Source organism: Planktothrix serta PCC 8927, from assembly GCF_900010725.2.
Classification (GTDB): domain Bacteria; phylum Cyanobacteriota; class Cyanobacteriia; order Cyanobacteriales; family Microcoleaceae; genus Planktothrix; species Planktothrix serta.
Genome location: NZ_LR734824.1, coordinates 101804 through 120957, shown reverse-complemented (window position 1 = coordinate 120957; position 19154 = coordinate 101804). Strand labels below are relative to the sequence as shown.

Here is a 19154-nt window from a genome sequence, read left to right as displayed (position 1 = left end):
GAAAAATTATTAAATTTCAGATCTCAAACCGCCCAAAATAAAGAGTTTTGATTATGATAGATTTAACAACAATTGCTGATTTCTCTCGTGCCAACTGTTTAGGAATTTGTGCCTTTTTAGTGCCTTTTAATTTATTGGCTACGGTACAAACCCTAATTTTTATTGGTCTAAATCGTCCCCAATCTCAAATCTTTTTAATTTCTGGATTTGCTAGTTTATATTCGGGATTGATGGTACTGCACGTTTTCACTTGGTTTATGATTGGTGTGGTGATGATTCCTACCTATGTCTTATTATTATTAGGAACAACCTGTTTAGGAATTAATATTTGGGCGGTTCTATCTCCCCAAAGTTTAAGACATATTCTTGAAAAAATCGTTTTCTGGGTTCAAAAAATAATCGGCAGAGTTCAAAATGTAGCGTTTAATTAAACTCATGGAATCTACTCAAGCGATATCCCCAAAAGTTCTATCTCCTGGATGGTTACGCCGGGTTCACCATATTGCGTTAAATGTTGTTAATTTAGAAAATTCTCGCTATTTTTATGGTACAATTCTAGGGTTACATGAATTAGTTGGGGATGAAGTTCCCACTACCTTAAAATCCTTAGTTGAAGCAGGGAAAGTGGCTAATTTTGTCACCCCTGATGGGACGGTAATTGATTTATTTGCTGAACCCGATTTAAACCCTCCTGATCCTGATCCAACAATCGCGTTTACCCGCGTTAATCATTTGGCTTTTGACATTGCACCGGAATGTTTTGATCAAGCTGTAGAGGTATTGCGATCGCACAGCAATCAGGCTAACACCTCCCATCCCCTGATCATAGATCATGGCCCTGTCACTCGTCCCACTGGACGCGGGATTTATTTCTACGACCCCGATGGTTTCATGTTAGAAATTCGCTGTGATTCCGAATAATTTACCATTAAACGGGACTGGGCGGACTTGAACCGCCGACCTAGCGCTTCAGATTTGTGTGAGTTTCCCCACTCTCTGGACTATCCCTTCACCCTAGGCTGACGCTGCCCGTAGGTGGTGGCCGTTATGTCTAAAGAATAAAACAAATCATTCCCTAGAGCCAGTCTCTGCACCTTCTTTCCTCCATAAGAGGTAAAGCTTGGCTCAAGATTACCTTATCTGTCGCCAGACTTAGGCTTCCTTGAGTTTGACCACATTCACTCACGGGGTTTCCCCACATGGTGCCCGATTTTTCAGGAGGCGCTTGCTCTATCCACCTGAGCCACAGCCCCAAATTCACACTATTTTTATAATAGCATGATTTTATCCAAATACTTAGTTAATTAGGGAATAGGGAATTACGAATTACGAATTACGAATTACGAATTACGAATTACGAATGGGAAATGGGGAATTGTATGATGTTTAACAGCTTAATGGGTTAAATCTTGAATCACAGATTGCAATCCTGATACAACATAGGTTAAGGAATCATAATCGATTTGATCGGGAGTATCTTGTTGAGTATGATAATAAGGATAACGAAAGGGGGCTGTATCTGTAACCATTAAAGCGGGATAGCCAACTTGCCAAAATGACCAGTGATCTGACCATCCAACCCCCGGAATAAAATCAGGTAAACTAACGCCTTGGGAGGGAAATTGAGCAGAAGTCCGAAATTTTGCTATAACTTGATGGATTAAGGATCGGGAGCCAATATTACCAATAAAACCAATAAAATTTCCTTGATTGGGATAAATTAATCTTAAAATATTGACCGGATACTGTTGACTATTCCTAGCTTGAGAATAAAAGCCCATTGTTTCTAAACTCAGCATGGCTACAATATTTTCCTGACGTTTTTGACAGCGTTTAGCATAAACCAAACTTCCCATATTTTCTGACCAGAAAAACGGAGGTTCTTCATTAACAAATTCCACAAACCGCAAGGTTCGTTTGGGGTGAGTTGTGGAAAATAACTGGGCTAAGGATAAAACAGCAACGGCTCCGGTTCCATTATCGTTTGCTCCAGGAGAACCAACAACCGAATCATAATGAGCACCAATAATGACAATTTCATCGGGTTTTTCAGTTCCTTTAATTTCTACTTCTAAGTTGCTAAAAACTTGTCCATTAACGGAATACTCTTGAGTATTAACCGAATAACCTGCTTGACTCAACCGTGTCTTTAAAAATTTTTCGACTTGAATTAAATTGTTATAAAAAAGATAATTATGTTCGCCAATATCTTCAGTCATGATTTTAATATCTCGGTTTAAATCATCCCGCAATTGCTGTTGAGAGGCAGTTAGGGGAGGTAACTGTCCTGAATAGCTTTTTTCGGGCATGGTTGTCATTAAAAATGCGATCGCCATAAACAAAACCATTAAACCCCCTAATAAAATCCCCAGACGGATGAGAGCAGCTTTCGTGATCCATTGCATCTTTGTTGACCTCCAAGTTCGATTATTTTTATTAGGATCATCATACTTGGGATAGATTAAATTCTAGGGTGCGCTGACTATAAGTTGACTGTAGGAAAATGCGGAAAAACCGCTTAAATTTCCAAGGGGTTAGTTGTACAAGACTTCCCCGGCCCTGAGAGTCAACTTAAGTTACTGGAGAGATTTATGAAAGCATTGCTACTCTATCCACAATTTCCTCAGTCCTTTTGGTCTTATGATCGCTTCATGGAAATTGCCGGACTGAAAGCAGTGATTCCGCCCTTGGGAATTATTACCGTTGCTGCAATGTTACCCCCAGAGTGGGAAATTCGATTTTACGATCGCAATGTCACCTGTGAAACCGATGCAGATTGGCAGTGGTGCGATTTAGTGATTCTTTCTGCGATGCTGGTGCAAAAGCCTGACTTTCACGCCCTAATTCATAAAGCCGTCCGACTGGGCAAAACCGTCGCCGTTGGTGGCCCCTATCCCACCTCTGTTCCCCAAGATGCCTTGGACTCTGGGGCCGATTTCCTGATTCTCGATGAAGGAGAAATGACTATTCCCCCATTTCTGGAAGCTCTGCGTCAAGGCGAAACCCAGGGGATCTTTCGTTCAATTGATAAGCCCGATGTCACTCAAAGCCCTATCCCCCGCTTTGACCTGCTTCAACAGGATGCCTATTTAATGATGGCGATTCAATTTTCACGGGGATGCCCCTTCAATTGCGAATTTTGTGACATTATTTCTCTCTATGGTCGTAAACCTCGCACCAAAGAACCGGATCAAGCTCTGGCTGAGTTAAACACCCTCTATGAGTTGGGTTGGCGGGGTTCATTGTTCATTGTGGATGATAACTTTATTGGTAATCAACGGAATGTTAAACGCTTTCTGCGAGAACTGATTCCCTGGATGCAGCAACATAACTATCCGTTTACTTTCATTACTGAAGCTTCGGTGAATTTGGCTGAGGATGATGAATTGTTGCAACTCATGGGTGAAGCGGGTTTTTATGCGGTGTTTCTGGGTATTGAAACCCCTGATCAAGATAGCTTACAACTCACTCGCAAATTGCAAAATACCCGTAATCCCCTAATAGAAGCCTGTCGTAAAATTAACGATGCAGGACTGTTGATCTATGCTGGATTTATCCTCGGTTTTGATGGAGAACGAACCGGAGCAGGCGATCGCATTCAAGCCTTTGTAGAACAAACCAGTATTCCACAACCGATGTTAGGAATTCTTCAAGCTCTACCTAATACAGCCCTCTGGGAGCGACTTAAAAAAGAACAGCGTTTAATTGATAGTAATAGCCATCCCACAGGTGATCAAAATACTCTAATGAATTTCGTTCCGACACGCCCGATCACAGAAATTGCTAGAGAATATGTTGAAGGGTTTTGGACGATGTACGAACCGGAGAATTATCTCCGACGGTGTTTACAACAATGTCTCCAAATTGCCACCTTAAAACATCATCAGCAAACCATGAAATTCCCTCTCGGCAAAGGATTAAGATTAGTAATTCAACTGATCTGGCATCAAGGCATTCGTCGCCCTGAAATTAGAGGCCAGTTTTGGTATCAACTGTGGATCATTCTGTTAAGAAAACCCCAGGTTTTGAATATGTATTTGGGGTTATGTGCGGCTGGAGAACATTTCTGGGAATACCGAGCCTTAGCAAAAGAACGGATTACTCAACAGATGACTTCTGATTTACCTGAACCCTCTGTTACCTTCACAGCAAAACAACTATCGGTACGGTCTTAATCTTTAATCCTTTGATAATGCTGTTTTCCAGTTAAAAAATATTAACAACAAAACACTACTCAAAACCGCCGCGAAGAAACACCACACTGAAATAAAAGTGGTTTGATAAAATATGTCTGCTGTGTCAGTGTTGCAACTCCTAACACAGATATTGACACTCTCAGGTCTGAAGACGCTGAGATTCTGCGGACAGAATTAGTTTAATCTAATTCTCGCTACGACTGCCAAAGATCGTCTACTGAGTTGATTAAGCGACAAACCTAATCTTCCCGATACTTTTTTCAAAATATTGGCTGCACCATTTAAGTCAGCGTTAACAACAAAACCATCAGACGTCCGATAAAGACCACGCTTAATTCTGTTTCCAGATGCTTTCCACCCCATCGGTTTTTCACCGTATTTGGGTAGGGAGTCTCCATCTAAGAAACTAGCTTTTGAAGTATAGGCTTCCTCGGTTTCAACAAATAAAATACCGTGTAAATCACACAGTTGTTTGACACGGGATTTTAATTTACCCAAAGGCATTTGAACAAACTTTTGATTATTCAAATTACCCAAATCAGCGTTAATTTTAAACCCTTCATTCCATCCCATTACTAAAGTTCCAATGCCATATTTCAGGCAATGGTTGAGCATTAGTTTAGCGGCTTTATTAATCCCGTCCCGCATTTGGTGATTGCGTTTACGGGTTATACGGTCTAACCAGTTATCCCAGTATCCTTGGGCTTTACCTTCTTTGCGAGTTGATACCTTTTTATTTCCAAGTTGATTTGCGGCTTTCATCGCTCTGGCATCAATCAAAAAGGAATTTCCTAAAGTATCAACACAAGCTGCTAAATTATCAGCAGTTCCTAAATCAATAGATAACGCTTGGTTAACATCTAATTCATGGCTTTGTTTTTCTATCTCGTAGGATACTTCCAAGTAAAAAGCACCATTCTTAGGAAGAATAGTAAACTCTTTAACCTGGGAGTAATCAAGATTAGATGGCATGGGTAAAAAAAATTCTGATACCCCAAACCATCTTCTAATTGTTAATCCTAGAGAAAATCTAAGTTGACCATTGATTAATGTCGGTTTTTGTCCCCCAGAATTAGGATAGGCAACTTTGAACAGTTTAGAACCCTTAAGATAGCCCGGAGGTTTAGGTCTAAAATGCAGTTGACCTTTTTTATGTAAATCTCTTAAATTCTTGAAAGATTTGAACGCTTCTGTTACCGACATTAAGGTTTGTTGCATCGGTGTTGATGGCATTGATTGTGCCAACAAAGATTTTGATACCGATGGTTCAAAAGCTAAATCAAACTTTCCTGTTAATAATTTACCTGTCTTAAATAATGTTTGACGGGCAAAATAAATTCCTGTGTTGTACAATTTACCGGATTGTTGACAAAGGTATTCTAGTAACGCACGGATTTCTGGGTCTGGAGACAACAATATTTGCTGTACTCCCATTGTTTTAATTGCTTTAGCCATTGACTCGACTATCACGACTTTTTTGTTTCTTGATGTTAACATAAATTACTAGAATATTCACGGGGAATAAATTCCCCTGAGCGGTCACTGAGCTTGCCGAAGTGTCGTGTTTCCTCTGTTGTCTGAAGACGCGCTCGTTTCCACACTCCCATCCTGTTTTTATGAGAAACTGGCAGTAAAACTTGCCGTTGCTGAAAAGCACATAAAAATATTAGACTCCTGAGTTCTTTAAACCGTAGATTTTTCACAATTTATTAGGTTTGGGAACACCAGGGTATTGACTACCTCCTAAACCTCCTGCTGTACCTGTTCACCCTAATTCTACCTTTGGTCGATAACTTTTTTCGGGCATGGCTATGATTAGACCAGAAACAGCAAGTCTGTTGATTTCTCTGCTTTTCCTGATAAATTAGAGCAACAGGGCAAGTTGTGACACAGCATTAAAAGGAAATTGTATTCGTGGTAGCCGTGAATCAACCGATTACAGTGAATGATCAAAACTTGATTGAAAAAGCACTTTTATTAAAAGTGAAACGACTGACTTCAGCACGAGGACAAGTTGTTCTTCCTTGTGCACCTGCTTTGCTGGACGAATACATGAGTCAGTTTTATGCGTTGCTGACAGCATTGGGGCAAAATTTTACTCCAGATGAATTGAAGGGGTTACGTCAGCTTGTGGAAAGAAAATTGCAGGAAGGATATCAAGCTTCACCCCATAGCCGTTTAGTCTTTAAATATGAACCTCCTGACCCCACCCAAGGATTAACCAGTGGTTTAAAACTCACCGTAACCACGGAAGTCACCTCTTTAGAAAATAAATATAAACACTGGTTAACCACCCGTGAAGGGCCGTTGTTTGGAGCCCATCCTGATGCTAAATTAATGGCGGTGGTGTCTAATTTCTCCGATCCCGTTCACACCCCTATTTTAGATGTCGGGGCGGGTGTGGGTCGAAATACCCTGGCTTTAGCCCGCAAAGGGCATCCGGTAGATGCAGTCGAACTCACCCCAGACTTTGCTCAAATTATTGCTAAGGAAGCCAAAGAAGCGAGTTTACCTATTCGGGTGATTCAAAGTAATATTCTCAACCCGGCTTTAGTTTTACCTGCTAATTATTATCGGTTAGCGGTAATTGCGGAAGTGATTTCCCATTTTCGGAACTTAGAGGATGTCCAAACCCTCTTAACTAAAGTCTGTGATGCGGTTGCTCCTGGAGGGTTAATTTTATTTAGTACATTTATTACTGATGAAAACTTTGAACTCAATGATAAAGTTCGAGAAATGGGTCAAATTCAATGGTCATATTTGATTACTCGTCCTGAAATTAATTCGATTTTACAAAGTTTACCTGTACAAATGATTTCTGATGAGTCGGTTTATGAGTATGAACGCACTCACCTCCCCCCGGAAGCTTGGCCGCCCACGACTTGGTTTGAGCATTGGTCACAGGGTCGAGATGTCGTCCCCATTCAAAACCCTCCTCTGTCCTTACGTTGGTTATTATGTCAGGTGAAAAAATAAACGGTATTAGGAGGAGGTCGGAAGTTTCTGACTTCAGAACATCAAAGGTAAAGCCTCCTCTAAAAAGATGAGTTAAAATCATGATCATTCTGTCAATTTTCCCAATTCGTAATTCGTAATTCCCCATTCCCTACTATAACCTCCATCATGATTAAGCGACGAATCTCAAAAGTTTGGATTTTACCAGTCATTGCATCTGTGGCTTTGTTGGTGGGTGTATTCTTTCCCCTGACGCAATTTCGAGCCTGGAAACAATCATTACAACAGACCCATTCTCCCGGTTCACAAACCCCTGAGTCGGAAGTTTTAAAACTTGCTTTATTGCCAGTTTCTCAACGTCAAACAGAATTAGAACCCATAGCCCAAGAGCGAAATACTTCTGTAGAAAGAAGTCGGGCGCGATATTTACTAGCCAGTGATTCTTTACAGGAAAAACCTGAAATCACGATTCAATTATTAGAGGGATTAGAGAAAGATTATCCCCTATTATCCGGTCATATTTTAGTTAAACGGGCGCAAGCTTATGAACAAATAGGAGAGACCGAAAAAGCTCAGAAAACTTGGCAGGAACTCTTAGAAAACTATGGAGAACAACCTGTTGTCGTAGAAGCGTTATTTGCCTTGGGAAAAACAAATCCTAAATATTGGGATCAAGCAATCGCTAAATTTCCCAGTCATCCCCGCACCCTAGAAATTGCTCAAAGTCGCCTCAAACAAAATCCCAATCAACCGGAGTTATTATTATTAATTGCCCAACATGGATTGTATTTAAAAGACTATGGAACTTATTTAGAACAATTAAAAGCCAAATATGGCAATCAACTCACTCCCGAACAATGGGAAATTGTGGCATTTGGTTATTGGGAAAAACAAGATTATGGGAAAGCAGCGATCGCCTATTCCAAAGCCCCAAAAACGCCTCAAAATCTCTATCGTCATGGGAGAGGGTTATGGTTAAATGATAAAATTCCTGAGTCTCGAATTGCTTATAAACAGTTAATTAATGCCTTTCCCCAGGAGATTGATCCCCAAGGGGAAGATGCCGGATTTGGTTTACTCAGATTATCGCGGCTTTCCGATCAAAAAGAGGCTTTAGTTTATTTAGATCAAGTTATTGCTAAATTTCCTCGTCATGCAGCAGAAGCTTTATTAGATAAAGCTAAACTATTAGATCAAATGCGATCGGAAAAATCTGCTTCAGAAACTCGTCAACAATTACTCAGTCAATATAGTGATTCTGAAGCCGCCGCCCAATTGCGTTGGGAACTCGCCCAACAAGCCGCAAAAGCCGGAAATTTAAAATCAGCTTCCGACTGGGCGAAACAAGTTTCAACGAAAAATCCTGATAGTGAATTTGCCCCAGAAGCAACATTTTGGGTAGGGAAATGGGCGGAAAAAATCGGCAATTCTCAAGATGCAAAAAAAGCCTTTGAATATTTAATTGTGCGTTATCCTTCCTCTTATTATGCTTGGCGTTCTGCGGTGCATTTAGGATGGCCTGTAGGAGATTTTACAACAGTTCGGCCCCTCTCTCCCCATGTTGAACATCCTGATATTCGAGAAGTGCCTCCGGGGGGTTCTCAAACCTTACAAGAATTATATGCGTTAGGACAAAATCAAGAGGCTTGGACGTTATGGCAAACGGAGTTTAAAAATCCCATGCAGCCTTCGGTTACTGAACAATATACCGATGGATTAATGCGAATGGGAATAGGGGATAATTTAGAGGGAATTTGGATGTTATCGAGTTTAAGTCGGCGAGATGATCCTCAAGAGCGATCGCAATATTTAGAATTAAAACAAAGACCTGCTTATTGGGAAGCATTATATCCTTTTCCCTACTTAGAAACCATTGTCAATTGGTCAAAAGAACGACAATTAAATCCGGTATTAGTAACGGCTTTAATTCGTCAAGAATCCCGGTTTATGCCGAGGATTAAATCTGTTGTCGGAGCGACGGGATTAATGCAGGTAATGCCAGAAACTGGGGCGGATGTTGCTAAACAAATTAAATTGACTGATTATTCCTTAGATAATGTCAATGATAATGTCAATTTAGGTACTTATTATTTGGATTTTACCCATCGAGAATATAACAATAATTCCATGTTAGCAGTAGCGAGTTACAATGCTGGGCCGGGTGCGGTTTCAAGTTGGTTACAGCGCTTTGGATTTCAAGATCCCGATGAATTTGTGGTTAAAATTCCCTATCCTGAAACTCAAGATTATGTGAAATCGGTGTTTGAAAATTACTGGAATTATCTCAGAATTTATAACCCCGATGTTGCCCAACTTTTACAAGAACATACGGCTAATTATAAAAATTAGGAATGTGGGAGAAACCTGATCAATAATAAAAAGAGGGCTGAAGCCCTCACTACAACTAGAGGGTTTATATTATAGCAGTCGCCAAGGCAGTTAGGACATAGACTGATTCTAAAACCGTTTGCAGAGAACTCTTTTCCTACCTGTTCCCTGTTCCCTGTTCCCTGTTCCCTGCTATAACGGATCAATCTTTTCTGTTAAACGAACTAAACGCATAAATTTGCAGGGATAACCGGAAATATGGCTTTTAAAAGTACCAATTTCTTGAAATTCAGCTTTTTTATAAAAAGCGATCGCTCGTTGATTTCCTGCCATCACAATCGTATAAGCGGGTGAACCAATCAACTTCAAAGCTAAGTGTAATAACCGCTTACCAATGCCTTGATTTTGATAGTCAGGATCAACATATAATAAGGCAATACAGTTGCGATCAATGGCAACAAAACCGACAACCGTTTTCCCTTTACAAGCTACAAATTTCTTATAGGAATAGCAAATTTTGTCCGCATTAGGATTGTGCGCTAACGGTGTCATGGCTCTTAAATCACAAGATCCTTTAAATTCCGCAGGTTGAGCGCGATCATGAGCGTGACAAATGAGTGACCAATCCTGTTCTAAATAAGGACGAATAATAATCATTTTCCTTCATCATTAGACCAATTTAGGACGTTGTAAACCCTCAGAAAATAAGGTTTTAAATTCAGTTTTTTGAGTTTCTAATTCCATCATTTGTTTCCAGGTTTCATAGAAGAAAAATGATGTTCCTGCAAATTGGCGATCGCGCGTGAGTTGGATTTGTTCTTTAACGATTTCAAAGGACATGGGTTTAATTCTTAATCCCGTTAAAATCCCAATACTAACCGGAATATGGCTTTTTGCTTCTAAGAGTTCAGGACGTTTTAAATCGGCTAAAAACCCATTCAAATCATCTCGATACACTTGTAAAACTAATTCTTCTAAATAACCTTCTTGTTCCCAGGTTTTCCAATCTTGTAAAAATTGAGAATAGGCATACAAATAAGGATTAGGGGATAAAGAAAGAATACAATTGGGTTTATAGTCTTTAATAACCCAGAAAATTCGAGTTAAAAATTCTGTGATTTTTTTAGCTCTCCAACTTACCCAATTTGCCTCCTGAAAATCGCTGGGAGGAGTAGGATTTCCCGTTTCCTTACGATATAATTGTACAGTAAATTCATCATACCCTAAATCCACAGGTAAACCAAAATGATCATCGAGTTGAATCCCATCAATATCGTAGGTTTTAACCACTTCAATAATTAATCCTAAAATAAATTGTTGAACTTGGGGATGAAAGGGATTTAACCAAACTTGATTAACTTGACTTTCTTTATAGGCTTTTGTACCATCTTGACGACAAGTAATCCAATGGGGACGGAGTTCGGCAATTTTTGAATTTGGGGGAACCATAAACCCAAATTCAAACCAAGGAATCACACTAATGCCCTTTTCTTTTGCCAAGGGAATCATTTCTTGCAGAATATCTCGATCTTTTAATTCAGGAATGGGATCAATTTTAATTCCGGTAAACCGTTCCATTAACAGACTCGGATATAGAGTATAACCGTCATTCCAGATTGTCGGATAAACCGTATTAAATTGCAATTCAGATAATAGATTCAAGGCATCTGTTAAGGCATTTTTAGACAACAAAACATCACTATCAATATTTGTTAACCAAACCCCTCTTAATTCTCCTGTGGGAACTGGAATAAGGGGAGGTTTAACAATATATTGTTCGGCAATAGTTAAGGGCTCATTAACTTGTCGTAAAGCTTGACAGAAAAACACAGCCACTTCTGCACGAGTTGCGGGTTTATTGGGGTTTAAAAGTTTGACTTCTGGATAATTAACAACTAAGTCATGTTCAATGGCGGCAGCGATCGCAGTTTTGGCATAATTGGGAATATCTTTAGCATCCGTTAAGCTTTGATTTAAGGTTTTAACAATAGATTGACTCGGTTCATAATTTAACCCTTTAACTAAAGCGACTAAGGCTTGAACTCTGGGAATATTTTGTTGCGGTTTAAAACTTTTGTCTTCATAACCACTCATAAACCCTGTCCGATAGGTTTTTTGAATCACACTATAAGCCCAAAATTGAGGTAAAATATCCTTAAATTCGAGGGGTTCTCGGATGTCTAAAAGTTGAGGAAAGGCTTTGATTAGCATTGTAGCAAACTCAGCACGAGTTAAAGGGGCATCGGGTTTAAAGGTTCCGTCTCGATAACCACTGATAATGCCTTTATTCGCCAGGGTTTCAATACTATTTTTTGCCCAATGATTCGTTAGATCTGTAAAGTTTACCATAAAATTTGAAGGTGATAGAGATTGCTCAAATTAGGAGGAGGTCGCTTTTAGATTCCCGTTTAACTGTGCATCTTTAGGAACAAAAGGAAATAATTGATTAATTTTGCATCTAATTCCATCCAAAAAGAATATAATACAAGTAAGAATTTTAACCTAAAGTTGGATAAGTTACAATCCCAAAAGATGCTGACTTATTCATGTTCTTTCAGTAATCGTTTTATAGCTTCAGGTCTAATTATGAAATTGATTTCAACGCTGTTTTCAGGAATGACCACCGCCATTGCAACCCTCGCCTTAGTGACAAGTGTAGGGATGGCTCAAATGGCTGAAGTCCCAAGAGCCAATAATAAAGGGGATTTTATGACGGCAAAAGTTCAAGGAAATCGAGGACTTTATAATAATATCAATTGGTTGGTTGTTGACCCCCAATATTTGAACTGTAGGAATACTCCCGAAGGAACAGTGAAAACTCAATTAGAGTCGGGTGCAATTATTAATGCTCTTTTTTCTAATAATGGAAAAGGGGATGCAATAGTGATTAAAAATGGTCAACCTTGGTTAAAAGTAGAAAGTATTCATCCGGCTGGCCCTCGGTTTAATTCGGGAGTTTGTTATGTTCGGGCTAATTTGAAATATATTGCCCCGATTAACGCTGATTATCTTAATTTATTTACCAGGGAATAAAAGCCATGCGTTTTATCAATCCTAAAACTGATTTTGCCTTTAAAAAAATCTTTGGCTCATCGGAAAGTAAGGATATTTTAATTAGTTTTCTGAATGCACTGGTTTATAATTCTGAGCCAATGATTCAGGATTTAGAAATTTTTGATCCTTACCTTGCGCCCAAAATTACGGGATTAAAGGATACTTATTTAGATGTTAAAGCTCAACTGAATACGGGTGAGATTGTTATTATTGAGATGCAGGTTTTAAATGTAGAAGCCTTTACAAAACGAGTGTTATACAATGCAGCAAAAACCTATTCTCTGCAATTAGATGCTGGACAAGGTTATCGTTTTCTAAAACCTGTGATTGCTTTAACGATTACCGATTTTATTGAGTTTGAAAATACTGATGCTTTAATTTCTCGGTTTGTGTTTAAAGAAAAAAATCACAACTTTAATTATTCTGAAAATGAATTAGAGTTAGTGTTTGTGGAATTACCCAAATTTCAGAAATCTTTAGAGGAATTAGAGACATTAACGGATAAATGGATTTATTTTATGCAAAGTGCTAGACTATTAGAAACTGTTCCTGATACCTTAGACCGTGTTCCTCAAATTCAACGCGCGTTTGAAATTGCTAATCAAACGAATTTAACCCGTGAGGAACTCGATGAAGTTGAAAAAGTGGAACTGTTTTTACAGGATCAAAGAAATGCAATTAGTTTTGCAGAAAATCAAGCTAGACAAGAGGGCCAAACAGAAGGTAGAACCGAAAAAGCGATAGAAATTGCTCGTCAACTCCTAAATATTTTAGATGATGAAACCATTAGTCGCACAACGGGGTTAAGTTTAGCAGAAATTCAAAATTTAAGATCCTGATTTTTTCAATAATTAAGAGGAATATCGACCGTATTTTGCGATCGCATTTTCCTCTGGATTTTGTTGATTTGTTAACCAAGCCCAAAGTTGATCACCCCAGGAAAAATGCCACCATTCATTCGGATGTTGTTGAAATCCTGCGGTTTTCATAACTTGGAATAAAATTTGACGATTTTGATGATGACTTTGCTCAATTAGATCAGAACTATTTTCAAAATAGTTAGGGTAAGATCGAGGAGAAATTTCATCAATTTCTGACCCCATATTCAGTAATGTTCCCGTTTGATCAACTAAAGTAATATCCACAGCCGCACCTGTACTATGAGGCGGTGGTGTGGCCGGATCTAAACTGGGTGCTGCCCAAAATTGATAGACTTCTGTTAATATAGATTGATGTTGTTCTGCGGAAAGAGATTGTTGAGTTATTCCTCGTTGTTTTAATAGCTGTTCAAAGGAATAATCCACCATAAATTGTTGCACTTCTACGGGACGATAGGCATCAAAAATCAAAATTTTCCAGTGAGGATGATTTTCCTGTAATTGCAATTGTGCTATTAGTAAACGGTCTAAAACACTTTGTCTTAAATAATAGGGAGAGTCTACCGAAGAAAGATGATAAGGCGCACCTAATTTTTGATAAGCATGGGGAAATTCTACCGCAAATTTTTCTAAAGGAATAGCAACCAAAGGTTCACCGCAGTCTTGAATGGTAATTTGTTGATAAGGTTTCATCATCGCTAAAGCAGTTTGGTTATGTGAGAGTTCTTCTTTAGGAGTTTTATTGATCACCTTACGGTATTAAAACAAAACTTTAAGAATTATTTTTAATTAGATAATAGGTAATCAACAAACGATTTCAACAACTCATTGATTTGAGTTTTAAACCTCTGTTTTATATATTTGCTAGTTTTGTGCTTCATTTGATCAATACTAAAATCAATAGATAAGGTATTTATTTGATCTAAACTTTGAAAAGATACTTCATACTTGACGAGAGAAGATTGATTGATATAATCCCATATATTATACCATAAATTAGGTTTTTCCCTCTTGGGTTTAAATTTTTTAATCGATCCTGGCTTAATTAACTTAAAAGTTTGAGCCGTTTGTAAATTGATTTTGGGAAAGGCAAGAATTTTGATCATATTATCATTAAACCAAGTTCGAGATCTTTCACTCAAGAGTTGAGTATTTTTATCTAAAAAGTCAATGATAGAGTTTCTATTTTCAATAAAATATTGAATAGCTTTTGTGTCTTGGGTTTCCAAAATTCTTTTGATCTCAGGTTTAATATAGCGTTTCGATAATTTTGAAAAACCTTGAGCTTCTTCAATGGTTTTAAACTGGATTTTACCGATGGGTTTAAATTTAAACTGATTATGGATAGAATTACAAAGCCCCAATTTCAGAGGATTAAAATAATTTGTGCTATTTTGAAATAACCGAGTATACAATTTTATCATCCTAGAAGAATGTTCATACTCCTGATCATAAAAATAGGTTTTAAATAGGGATTTAACTTTAGATTTAATTTCAGGAACATCCTGATCAATCAATTGATTAATATCGGGGACAATTTGATCAATTTCTTGTAAACAATTATGCCAAATTTTAAGTACAAATAAAACTTCATAAACTTGAGTAATTTGATGGCTTAACTCCTCCGCAGTTTTGATAATATTGCTATTTTTGAAATTCCTATCTTTTAAAACTTCTGTTAGGCTGCTTTTACTCAGTTTAAGTGCAGATTCAATACAGAGAGAAGCTGCATTTTCAATCAGATGGCTAATCGCGGTATCTAAAAACTTGGGAAACCCCGATTTTTTCCAGAGTTTGTGTGACAAAGTTTTTAATTCTTCCAGGTTTTTTTCTTCAAGTTCTTCTTCCCAGTCGATGCCAAATACTTCTTTTGATAAGGGAATTGCTGTCTCTAAATTAGCGATCGCAATTTCTGAAACCTGTTCAGTTTCTTGGATAAAATGAGCAGCAACAAACCCTTGTCTAGCTGATATTTCAAACAATTTTTGATCATGATTTTCTTCACTGAGTCCAAATTCAGCCGATACAAATTTGCCTAACTGTTCCGGGGTGAGATCTCCTGATCTTCGTTGATCAACTTTATTAATTAAAATATATAAATTTTCATTTCCCCTAACTTCTATAACTTTCTTAACATCTTGTTTAACTTGTTCGGCGGCTTCGGTTTTGAGTTGAGTAAAATCTAAAACCATTAACACAATTAAACTATTCTCTAATTGTTGATTAACCACTTCTGTTAATTGATGTTCTCCGGCTTCATTGGGCCCAGGAGTATCAACGATTAATAAATTACCAATTCCTTGTTGTTTTGAACCCCAAAACGGTGTTTCAATATGGGGAAATTCTGTTAAGGTGGGTAAGGGATCAATTTCGGGTAAAATTAGAGTACAAAGGCGGATCAAATCATTCAGATCCGTTAGAGTTTGATTAATCGCTTTACACCCGAATACTTTTTCAGCAAGATGCCATTGAGAGGGTGTAGAAATCCGGTTAACTAATGTTGCTAAATGGGGATAACTTGATATTTTTTCCTGTAGAGTTTCCTCAGCTAAGGTTTTGATTTTTTGCTGTAATTTTTCTTGAGTTGTTTCGAGAATGGATAGGGTTTGAGGACTCAGGGTTAAAACGGGTTCGCTCAGTTGAGCATTGAGTAATATTTCTGTGGGTAAAGTGGTCATCGCAGCATTCCGACTCGGTAACAACGGTTGACCGATAATGGCGTTAATAATCGTTGATTTACCTGTTTTCATCGGGGCTGCGATCGCCATTTTTAGCCTCAATTCTTCTACATTCCAGGCAGCTTTAATGATTTCTTGATGGCATCTTTCATATTTTAATACAGTTTCATGATCACCCGTTAAACGGCTGGCTTCATCCATCAATAAGCTGATTTTCCCTAACAGAGAAACAACTTTTTTCTGTAAGGTTAGAGTTTGAAGATTGAGGCTATTCGTATTCACTGGAAATCCTCTGATTTGATTTAAAATTTTAACTGGTTTGTGCGGTCAAGAGATTCGTCTACTTTCTCAATATATTTCTTGGCTTCTCCTAGTAAAGATTCCAGATCTTCTTTTAATTTTTCCTGCTTTTCTAAATTCAAGTTTTGATCAGCTTGTGCTTGTTTTAAGGTATCTTTATAATTACCAAGATAATCTTCAAGTTTGTCAAAATATTGATCAAACCAATCCTTAAAGTCTTCATCAAGATACTTATTAATATCTTGATTCATGGCATCAATTCCGGCTTCTATGGATCGGTTTATCTCAATGATCTGATCCTTCAGAGAAACAATATAGTAATTTTCTTTTTTAACTGGCTTTTTAACTCTGATAGTTTCATCATAGGGAATCAGCCACAACCAATGCCGGAAAGAACGTTTCTTAATAGTTTTTTGTTCATAACCCTGATCAATTTCACGAGTTGAAGCTTTAACACGAGGCTCAACTAACTTAACCCCATCATCATCTAAAGAGAGTTTTGGTAGGGATAAATTAACGTTGAATGCTTCCTTAAGTCGCTCACACGCTCGTTCAATAATCGGTGTTGTTTCCTTTTCTAAGAATTGGGTTAAGCCTGTTCGTGCTTTGTCAACTTCATCGTTAATTTCTTGACGACCCCCTGCTAGTAAGGTATCGGCTCGTTCTCTAGCATAGGCTGTGGCTAAATTTGCAAACTGTTCGGCTTGATCTTCTGTTTCAAATTCAAATTCCTCTTTTTGGCTTTTGAATTCTACTCCTGATTTAATCTGCGGAGGAAGTCTATTAGAAAACGGTTCAATCTGGAGTAAAGTTTTCAAAAAATTTTGACCTACAGTTTTCACTACCATACTGATTTTTTCAAGCGGGTTTCCTCTCTCGAATTCTTGTTGTTCAAAATAATTTTCTAAGCTAACTCTAGCCACTTTTTTAAGTTCTTCAAGAATTTCTTGAAGCCTTTGATTTAGTTGAACTTTGGTAGTATCTACCTGTTGTAAACGGCTCCGGCAATTTTCAAGACTCTGAAGATCAGACTCTAAAGCTTCAACTTCCCGTTGTAGCTTTTGTCGCTTCTGAGGGATCGCATTCTTACGAAGACTCATCTCATCTCCAAGTGTGACCAGGTGATTTTTAATCAGTGTTAAAGCTGAATCCATACATCGAGGTGCAGCCCGATCTACCAATGCCTTAATTGCTTGTTCTAAAAATGGATCAAAACCTGATTTTTTCCATAATCGTTGTGCCTTTTTAGATAATGCTTCAATTGTTGCATCCTCAAGATCTTCTTCCCAATCAATCCCATAAACTTCTTGTGCTAAAGCTCTTGAAGTTTGCATTTTAATCGGTTCTAAATCAGCGTTTTGTTCCAATTCTTGAATAAAACTGGCAGCAACAAACGCACGTCGAGCCGCAATTTCAAACACTCGATCCTTGTCTTCCTCAGAACCAATACTTAATTCAGCCGCTACAAACTGCCGAACCTGTTCTGGGGTCATATCCCCATCTCGACGTTGATCAACTTTATTAATTAAAACATAGAGGTTTTCTTTCCTCCGTAAATTAATAACTTTCTGCACATCTTTTTTGACTTTTTCAGCCGCATCCGTTTTTAACTGTGTAAAATCCAGAACAATTAATACAATCGAACTTTTACTCAGTTCTTTTTCTACAACTCCCCTTAATTTAAGGTTTTCTCCCGCTTCATTTGGCCCTGGCGTATCAATAATTACAAGATTGCCTAATTGTTCTGAGTTTTCGCTATTTTTTGAACGCCAAAACGGAGTTTCAATACAAGGGACATCAACCAGTTTTCTTAAGGGATCGCTATTAGGATTAATTAAACTACATAAACGCACAATATCATTTAGACCTGTCAAAGTTTTAACAATATTGTCACGTCCCGATATTTTAGGAGTAATCAGAATTTCCCAATTCCCGGCTGCAATATTTTGAGATAATTCCATTAAATGGGGGTACTGGTCTATCTTCTTCTGCATTCTTTCTGACCCTAATTCCTGTATTATTTGCTGGAGGGTTGAAAAGGTTTCTTTGAATACCGATAAAATCTCAGGACTTAAAGTTAGGATGGGTTTTGTTAACTGCGAATTTAAAACAATTTCCGTCGGTAGAGTTGTCATCGCAGCATTACGACTCGGTAAAATATCTTGACCAACAACAGCATTTGTAATGGTAGATTTACCAGCTTTCATCGGTGCAACAACCGCCATTCTTAATTCTAGTTTTGTCACATTTTGGATCGCTTGATTAACGTCTTTCTGAAACTCTCCATACTTTTGACCCATTGGATCAGAAGTTAAGGCACAACTCGCACGACTCATCAAAGCACCAATATCCTTTAATAACTCAATCACATCGCTTTGTAAGTCTTTAACGTTGGGTTTTGGGAATTCGGAGTCCATGAATTTTCCTCTGATTAGTAACGAATGATGCAGAAATTCTTACAGAAGTTTAAAATCATTAAACTTTCTCAATAGAGTTGAGGAAGACATGAAAATTAACCTCTGTAGCTTATGGCAGTAGCGAATAAGCTGCTTGATAGCAGAAATTTTTTAGGTTTATCTGTGGTAGCGTCTTCTGATCATACTATATTCAGGGTGTATCAGATCATCGCTAACATTTTTAAATCGTTAAGCATCTAAATTTGGTATTCAAAAAACTTGAAAATCCTCTATTGTGAGCGTCCTTGCTCGCTAGGGGAGGTGGTTTAAATGCGCGCGTAGCTGATCTTAGCTAGATATTTGTGCGAT

The 19154-nt window shown here is 38.1% G+C and carries 14 protein-coding genes; 7 read left to right on the top strand and 7 right to left on the bottom strand.

Annotated features, from left to right (window positions below; all coding sequences use genetic code 11):
* The first annotated feature begins 53 nt into the window (after positions 1-53).
* Complete coding sequence (locus PL8927_RS00840; protein ID WP_197047269.1) at positions 54-431, top strand: hypothetical protein; 378 nt, start codon at positions 54-56, stop codon at positions 429-431.
* A 4-nt stretch (positions 432-435) separates the two neighbouring features.
* A complete protein-coding gene (locus PL8927_RS00835; protein WP_083616575.1) occupies positions 436-921 on the top strand; it encodes a VOC family protein in 486 nt (161 codons plus the stop codon).
* A gap of 473 nt (positions 922-1394) precedes the next feature.
* Here the strand turns inward: PL8927_RS00835 and PL8927_RS00830 are convergent, their stop codons facing one another.
* Positions 1395-2405 (bottom strand): M28 family peptidase, encoded by a 1011-nt coding sequence (locus PL8927_RS00830; RefSeq protein ID WP_083616571.1) that lies wholly within the window; start codon positions 2403-2405, stop codon positions 1395-1397.
* 186 nt (positions 2406-2591) lie between these two features.
* On the opposite strand from PL8927_RS00830, the gene PL8927_RS00825 reads away from it, so the two are divergent.
* Positions 2592-4175 carry a B12-binding domain-containing radical SAM protein gene (locus PL8927_RS00825; protein ID WP_083616569.1) on the top strand — a complete coding sequence of 528 codons (1584 nt, stop codon included), beginning with the start codon at positions 2592-2594 and terminating at the stop codon, positions 4173-4175.
* A 195-nt stretch (positions 4176-4370) separates the two neighbouring features.
* On the opposite strand, the gene PL8927_RS00820 is transcribed toward PL8927_RS00825, so the two are convergent.
* Positions 4371-5693, bottom strand: coding sequence for an RNA-guided endonuclease InsQ/TnpB family protein (locus PL8927_RS00820; protein WP_231505873.1), 1323 nt, complete (start codon positions 5691-5693; stop codon positions 4371-4373).
* Positions 5694-6110: 417 nt separating this feature from the next.
* On the opposite strand from PL8927_RS00820, the gene PL8927_RS00815 reads away from it, so the two are divergent.
* Positions 6111-7172, top strand: a complete 1062-nt coding sequence (locus tag PL8927_RS00815) for a class I SAM-dependent methyltransferase (protein ID WP_156093054.1) — start codon at positions 6111-6113, stop codon at positions 7170-7172.
* A 147-nt stretch (positions 7173-7319) separates the two neighbouring features.
* The gene (locus PL8927_RS00810; RefSeq protein WP_083616567.1) at positions 7320-9500 is read left to right on the top strand and encodes a lytic transglycosylase domain-containing protein; all 2181 of its coding nucleotides are present in this window, start codon (positions 7320-7322) and stop codon (positions 9498-9500) included.
* Positions 9501-9671: 171 nt separating this feature from the next.
* On the opposite strand, the gene PL8927_RS00805 is transcribed toward PL8927_RS00810, so the two are convergent.
* A complete protein-coding gene (locus PL8927_RS00805) occupies positions 9672-10136 on the bottom strand; it encodes a GNAT family N-acetyltransferase (protein ID WP_083616565.1) in 465 nt (154 codons plus the stop codon).
* Positions 10137-10148: 12 nt separating this feature from the next.
* On the bottom strand, positions 10149-11828 hold the full coding sequence (locus PL8927_RS00800; protein WP_083616563.1) for a glycoside hydrolase family 10 protein: 1680 nt from the start codon (positions 11826-11828) through the stop codon (positions 10149-10151).
* Positions 11829-12065: 237 nt separating this feature from the next.
* Here PL8927_RS00800 and PL8927_RS00795 point away from each other — a divergent pair, with 237 nt between their 5' ends.
* On the top strand, positions 12066-12512 hold the full coding sequence (locus PL8927_RS00795; RefSeq protein ID WP_083616561.1) for a hypothetical protein: 447 nt from the start codon (positions 12066-12068) through the stop codon (positions 12510-12512).
* Positions 12513-12517: 5 nt separating this feature from the next.
* The gene (locus tag PL8927_RS00790) at positions 12518-13372 is read left to right on the top strand and encodes an Rpn family recombination-promoting nuclease/putative transposase (RefSeq protein WP_083616559.1); all 855 of its coding nucleotides are present in this window, start codon (positions 12518-12520) and stop codon (positions 13370-13372) included.
* 12 nt (positions 13373-13384) lie between these two features.
* Here PL8927_RS00790 and PL8927_RS00785 read toward each other — a convergent pair whose 3' ends face one another.
* The 3 genes from PL8927_RS00785 to PL8927_RS00775 all read right to left on the bottom strand — a co-directional run bounded on the left by PL8927_RS00785 (position 13385) and on the right by PL8927_RS00775 (position 18806).
* A complete protein-coding gene (locus PL8927_RS00785) occupies positions 13385-14104 on the bottom strand; it encodes a M15 family metallopeptidase (protein ID WP_083616814.1) in 720 nt (239 codons plus the stop codon).
* Between the two features lie 92 nt (positions 14105-14196).
* Entirely contained in the window at positions 14197-16371 is a 2175-nt protein-coding gene (locus PL8927_RS00780; protein ID WP_083616557.1) for a dynamin family protein, read from the bottom strand.
* A gap of 20 nt (positions 16372-16391) precedes the next feature.
* Positions 16392-18806, bottom strand: a complete 2415-nt coding sequence (locus PL8927_RS00775; RefSeq protein ID WP_083616555.1) for a dynamin family protein — start codon at positions 18804-18806, stop codon at positions 16392-16394.
* Positions 18807-19154 lie beyond the last annotated feature (348 nt).

Coding starts and splice junctions, on each gene's coding strand:
- PL8927_RS00840 (WP_197047269.1), top strand. CDS start 54: ATGATAGATTTAACAACAATTGCTGATTTCTCTCGTGCCAACTGTTTA.
- PL8927_RS00835 (WP_083616575.1), top strand. CDS start 436: ATGGAATCTACTCAAGCGATATCCCCAAAAGTTCTATCTCCTGGATGG.
- PL8927_RS00830 (WP_083616571.1), bottom strand. CDS start 2,405: ATGCAATGGATCACGAAAGCTGCTCTCATCCGTCTGGGGATTTTATTA.
- PL8927_RS00825 (WP_083616569.1), top strand. CDS start 2,592: ATGAAAGCATTGCTACTCTATCCACAATTTCCTCAGTCCTTTTGGTCT.
- PL8927_RS00820 (WP_231505873.1), bottom strand. CDS start 5,693: ATGTTAACATCAAGAAACAAAAAAGTCGTGATAGTCGAGTCAATGGCT.
- PL8927_RS00810 (WP_083616567.1), top strand. CDS start 7,320: ATGATTAAGCGACGAATCTCAAAAGTTTGGATTTTACCAGTCATTGCA.
- PL8927_RS00805 (WP_083616565.1), bottom strand. CDS start 10,136: ATGATTATTATTCGTCCTTATTTAGAACAGGATTGGTCACTCATTTGT.
- PL8927_RS00800 (WP_083616563.1), bottom strand. CDS start 11,828: ATGGTAAACTTTACAGATCTAACGAATCATTGGGCAAAAAATAGTATT.
- PL8927_RS00795 (WP_083616561.1), top strand. CDS start 12,066: ATGAAATTGATTTCAACGCTGTTTTCAGGAATGACCACCGCCATTGCA.
- PL8927_RS00790 (WP_083616559.1), top strand. CDS start 12,518: ATGCGTTTTATCAATCCTAAAACTGATTTTGCCTTTAAAAAAATCTTT.
- PL8927_RS00785 (WP_083616814.1), bottom strand. CDS start 14,104: ATGAAACCTTATCAACAAATTACCATTCAAGACTGCGGTGAACCTTTG.
- PL8927_RS00775 (WP_083616555.1), bottom strand. CDS start 18,806: ATGGACTCCGAATTCCCAAAACCCAACGTTAAAGACTTACAAAGCGAT.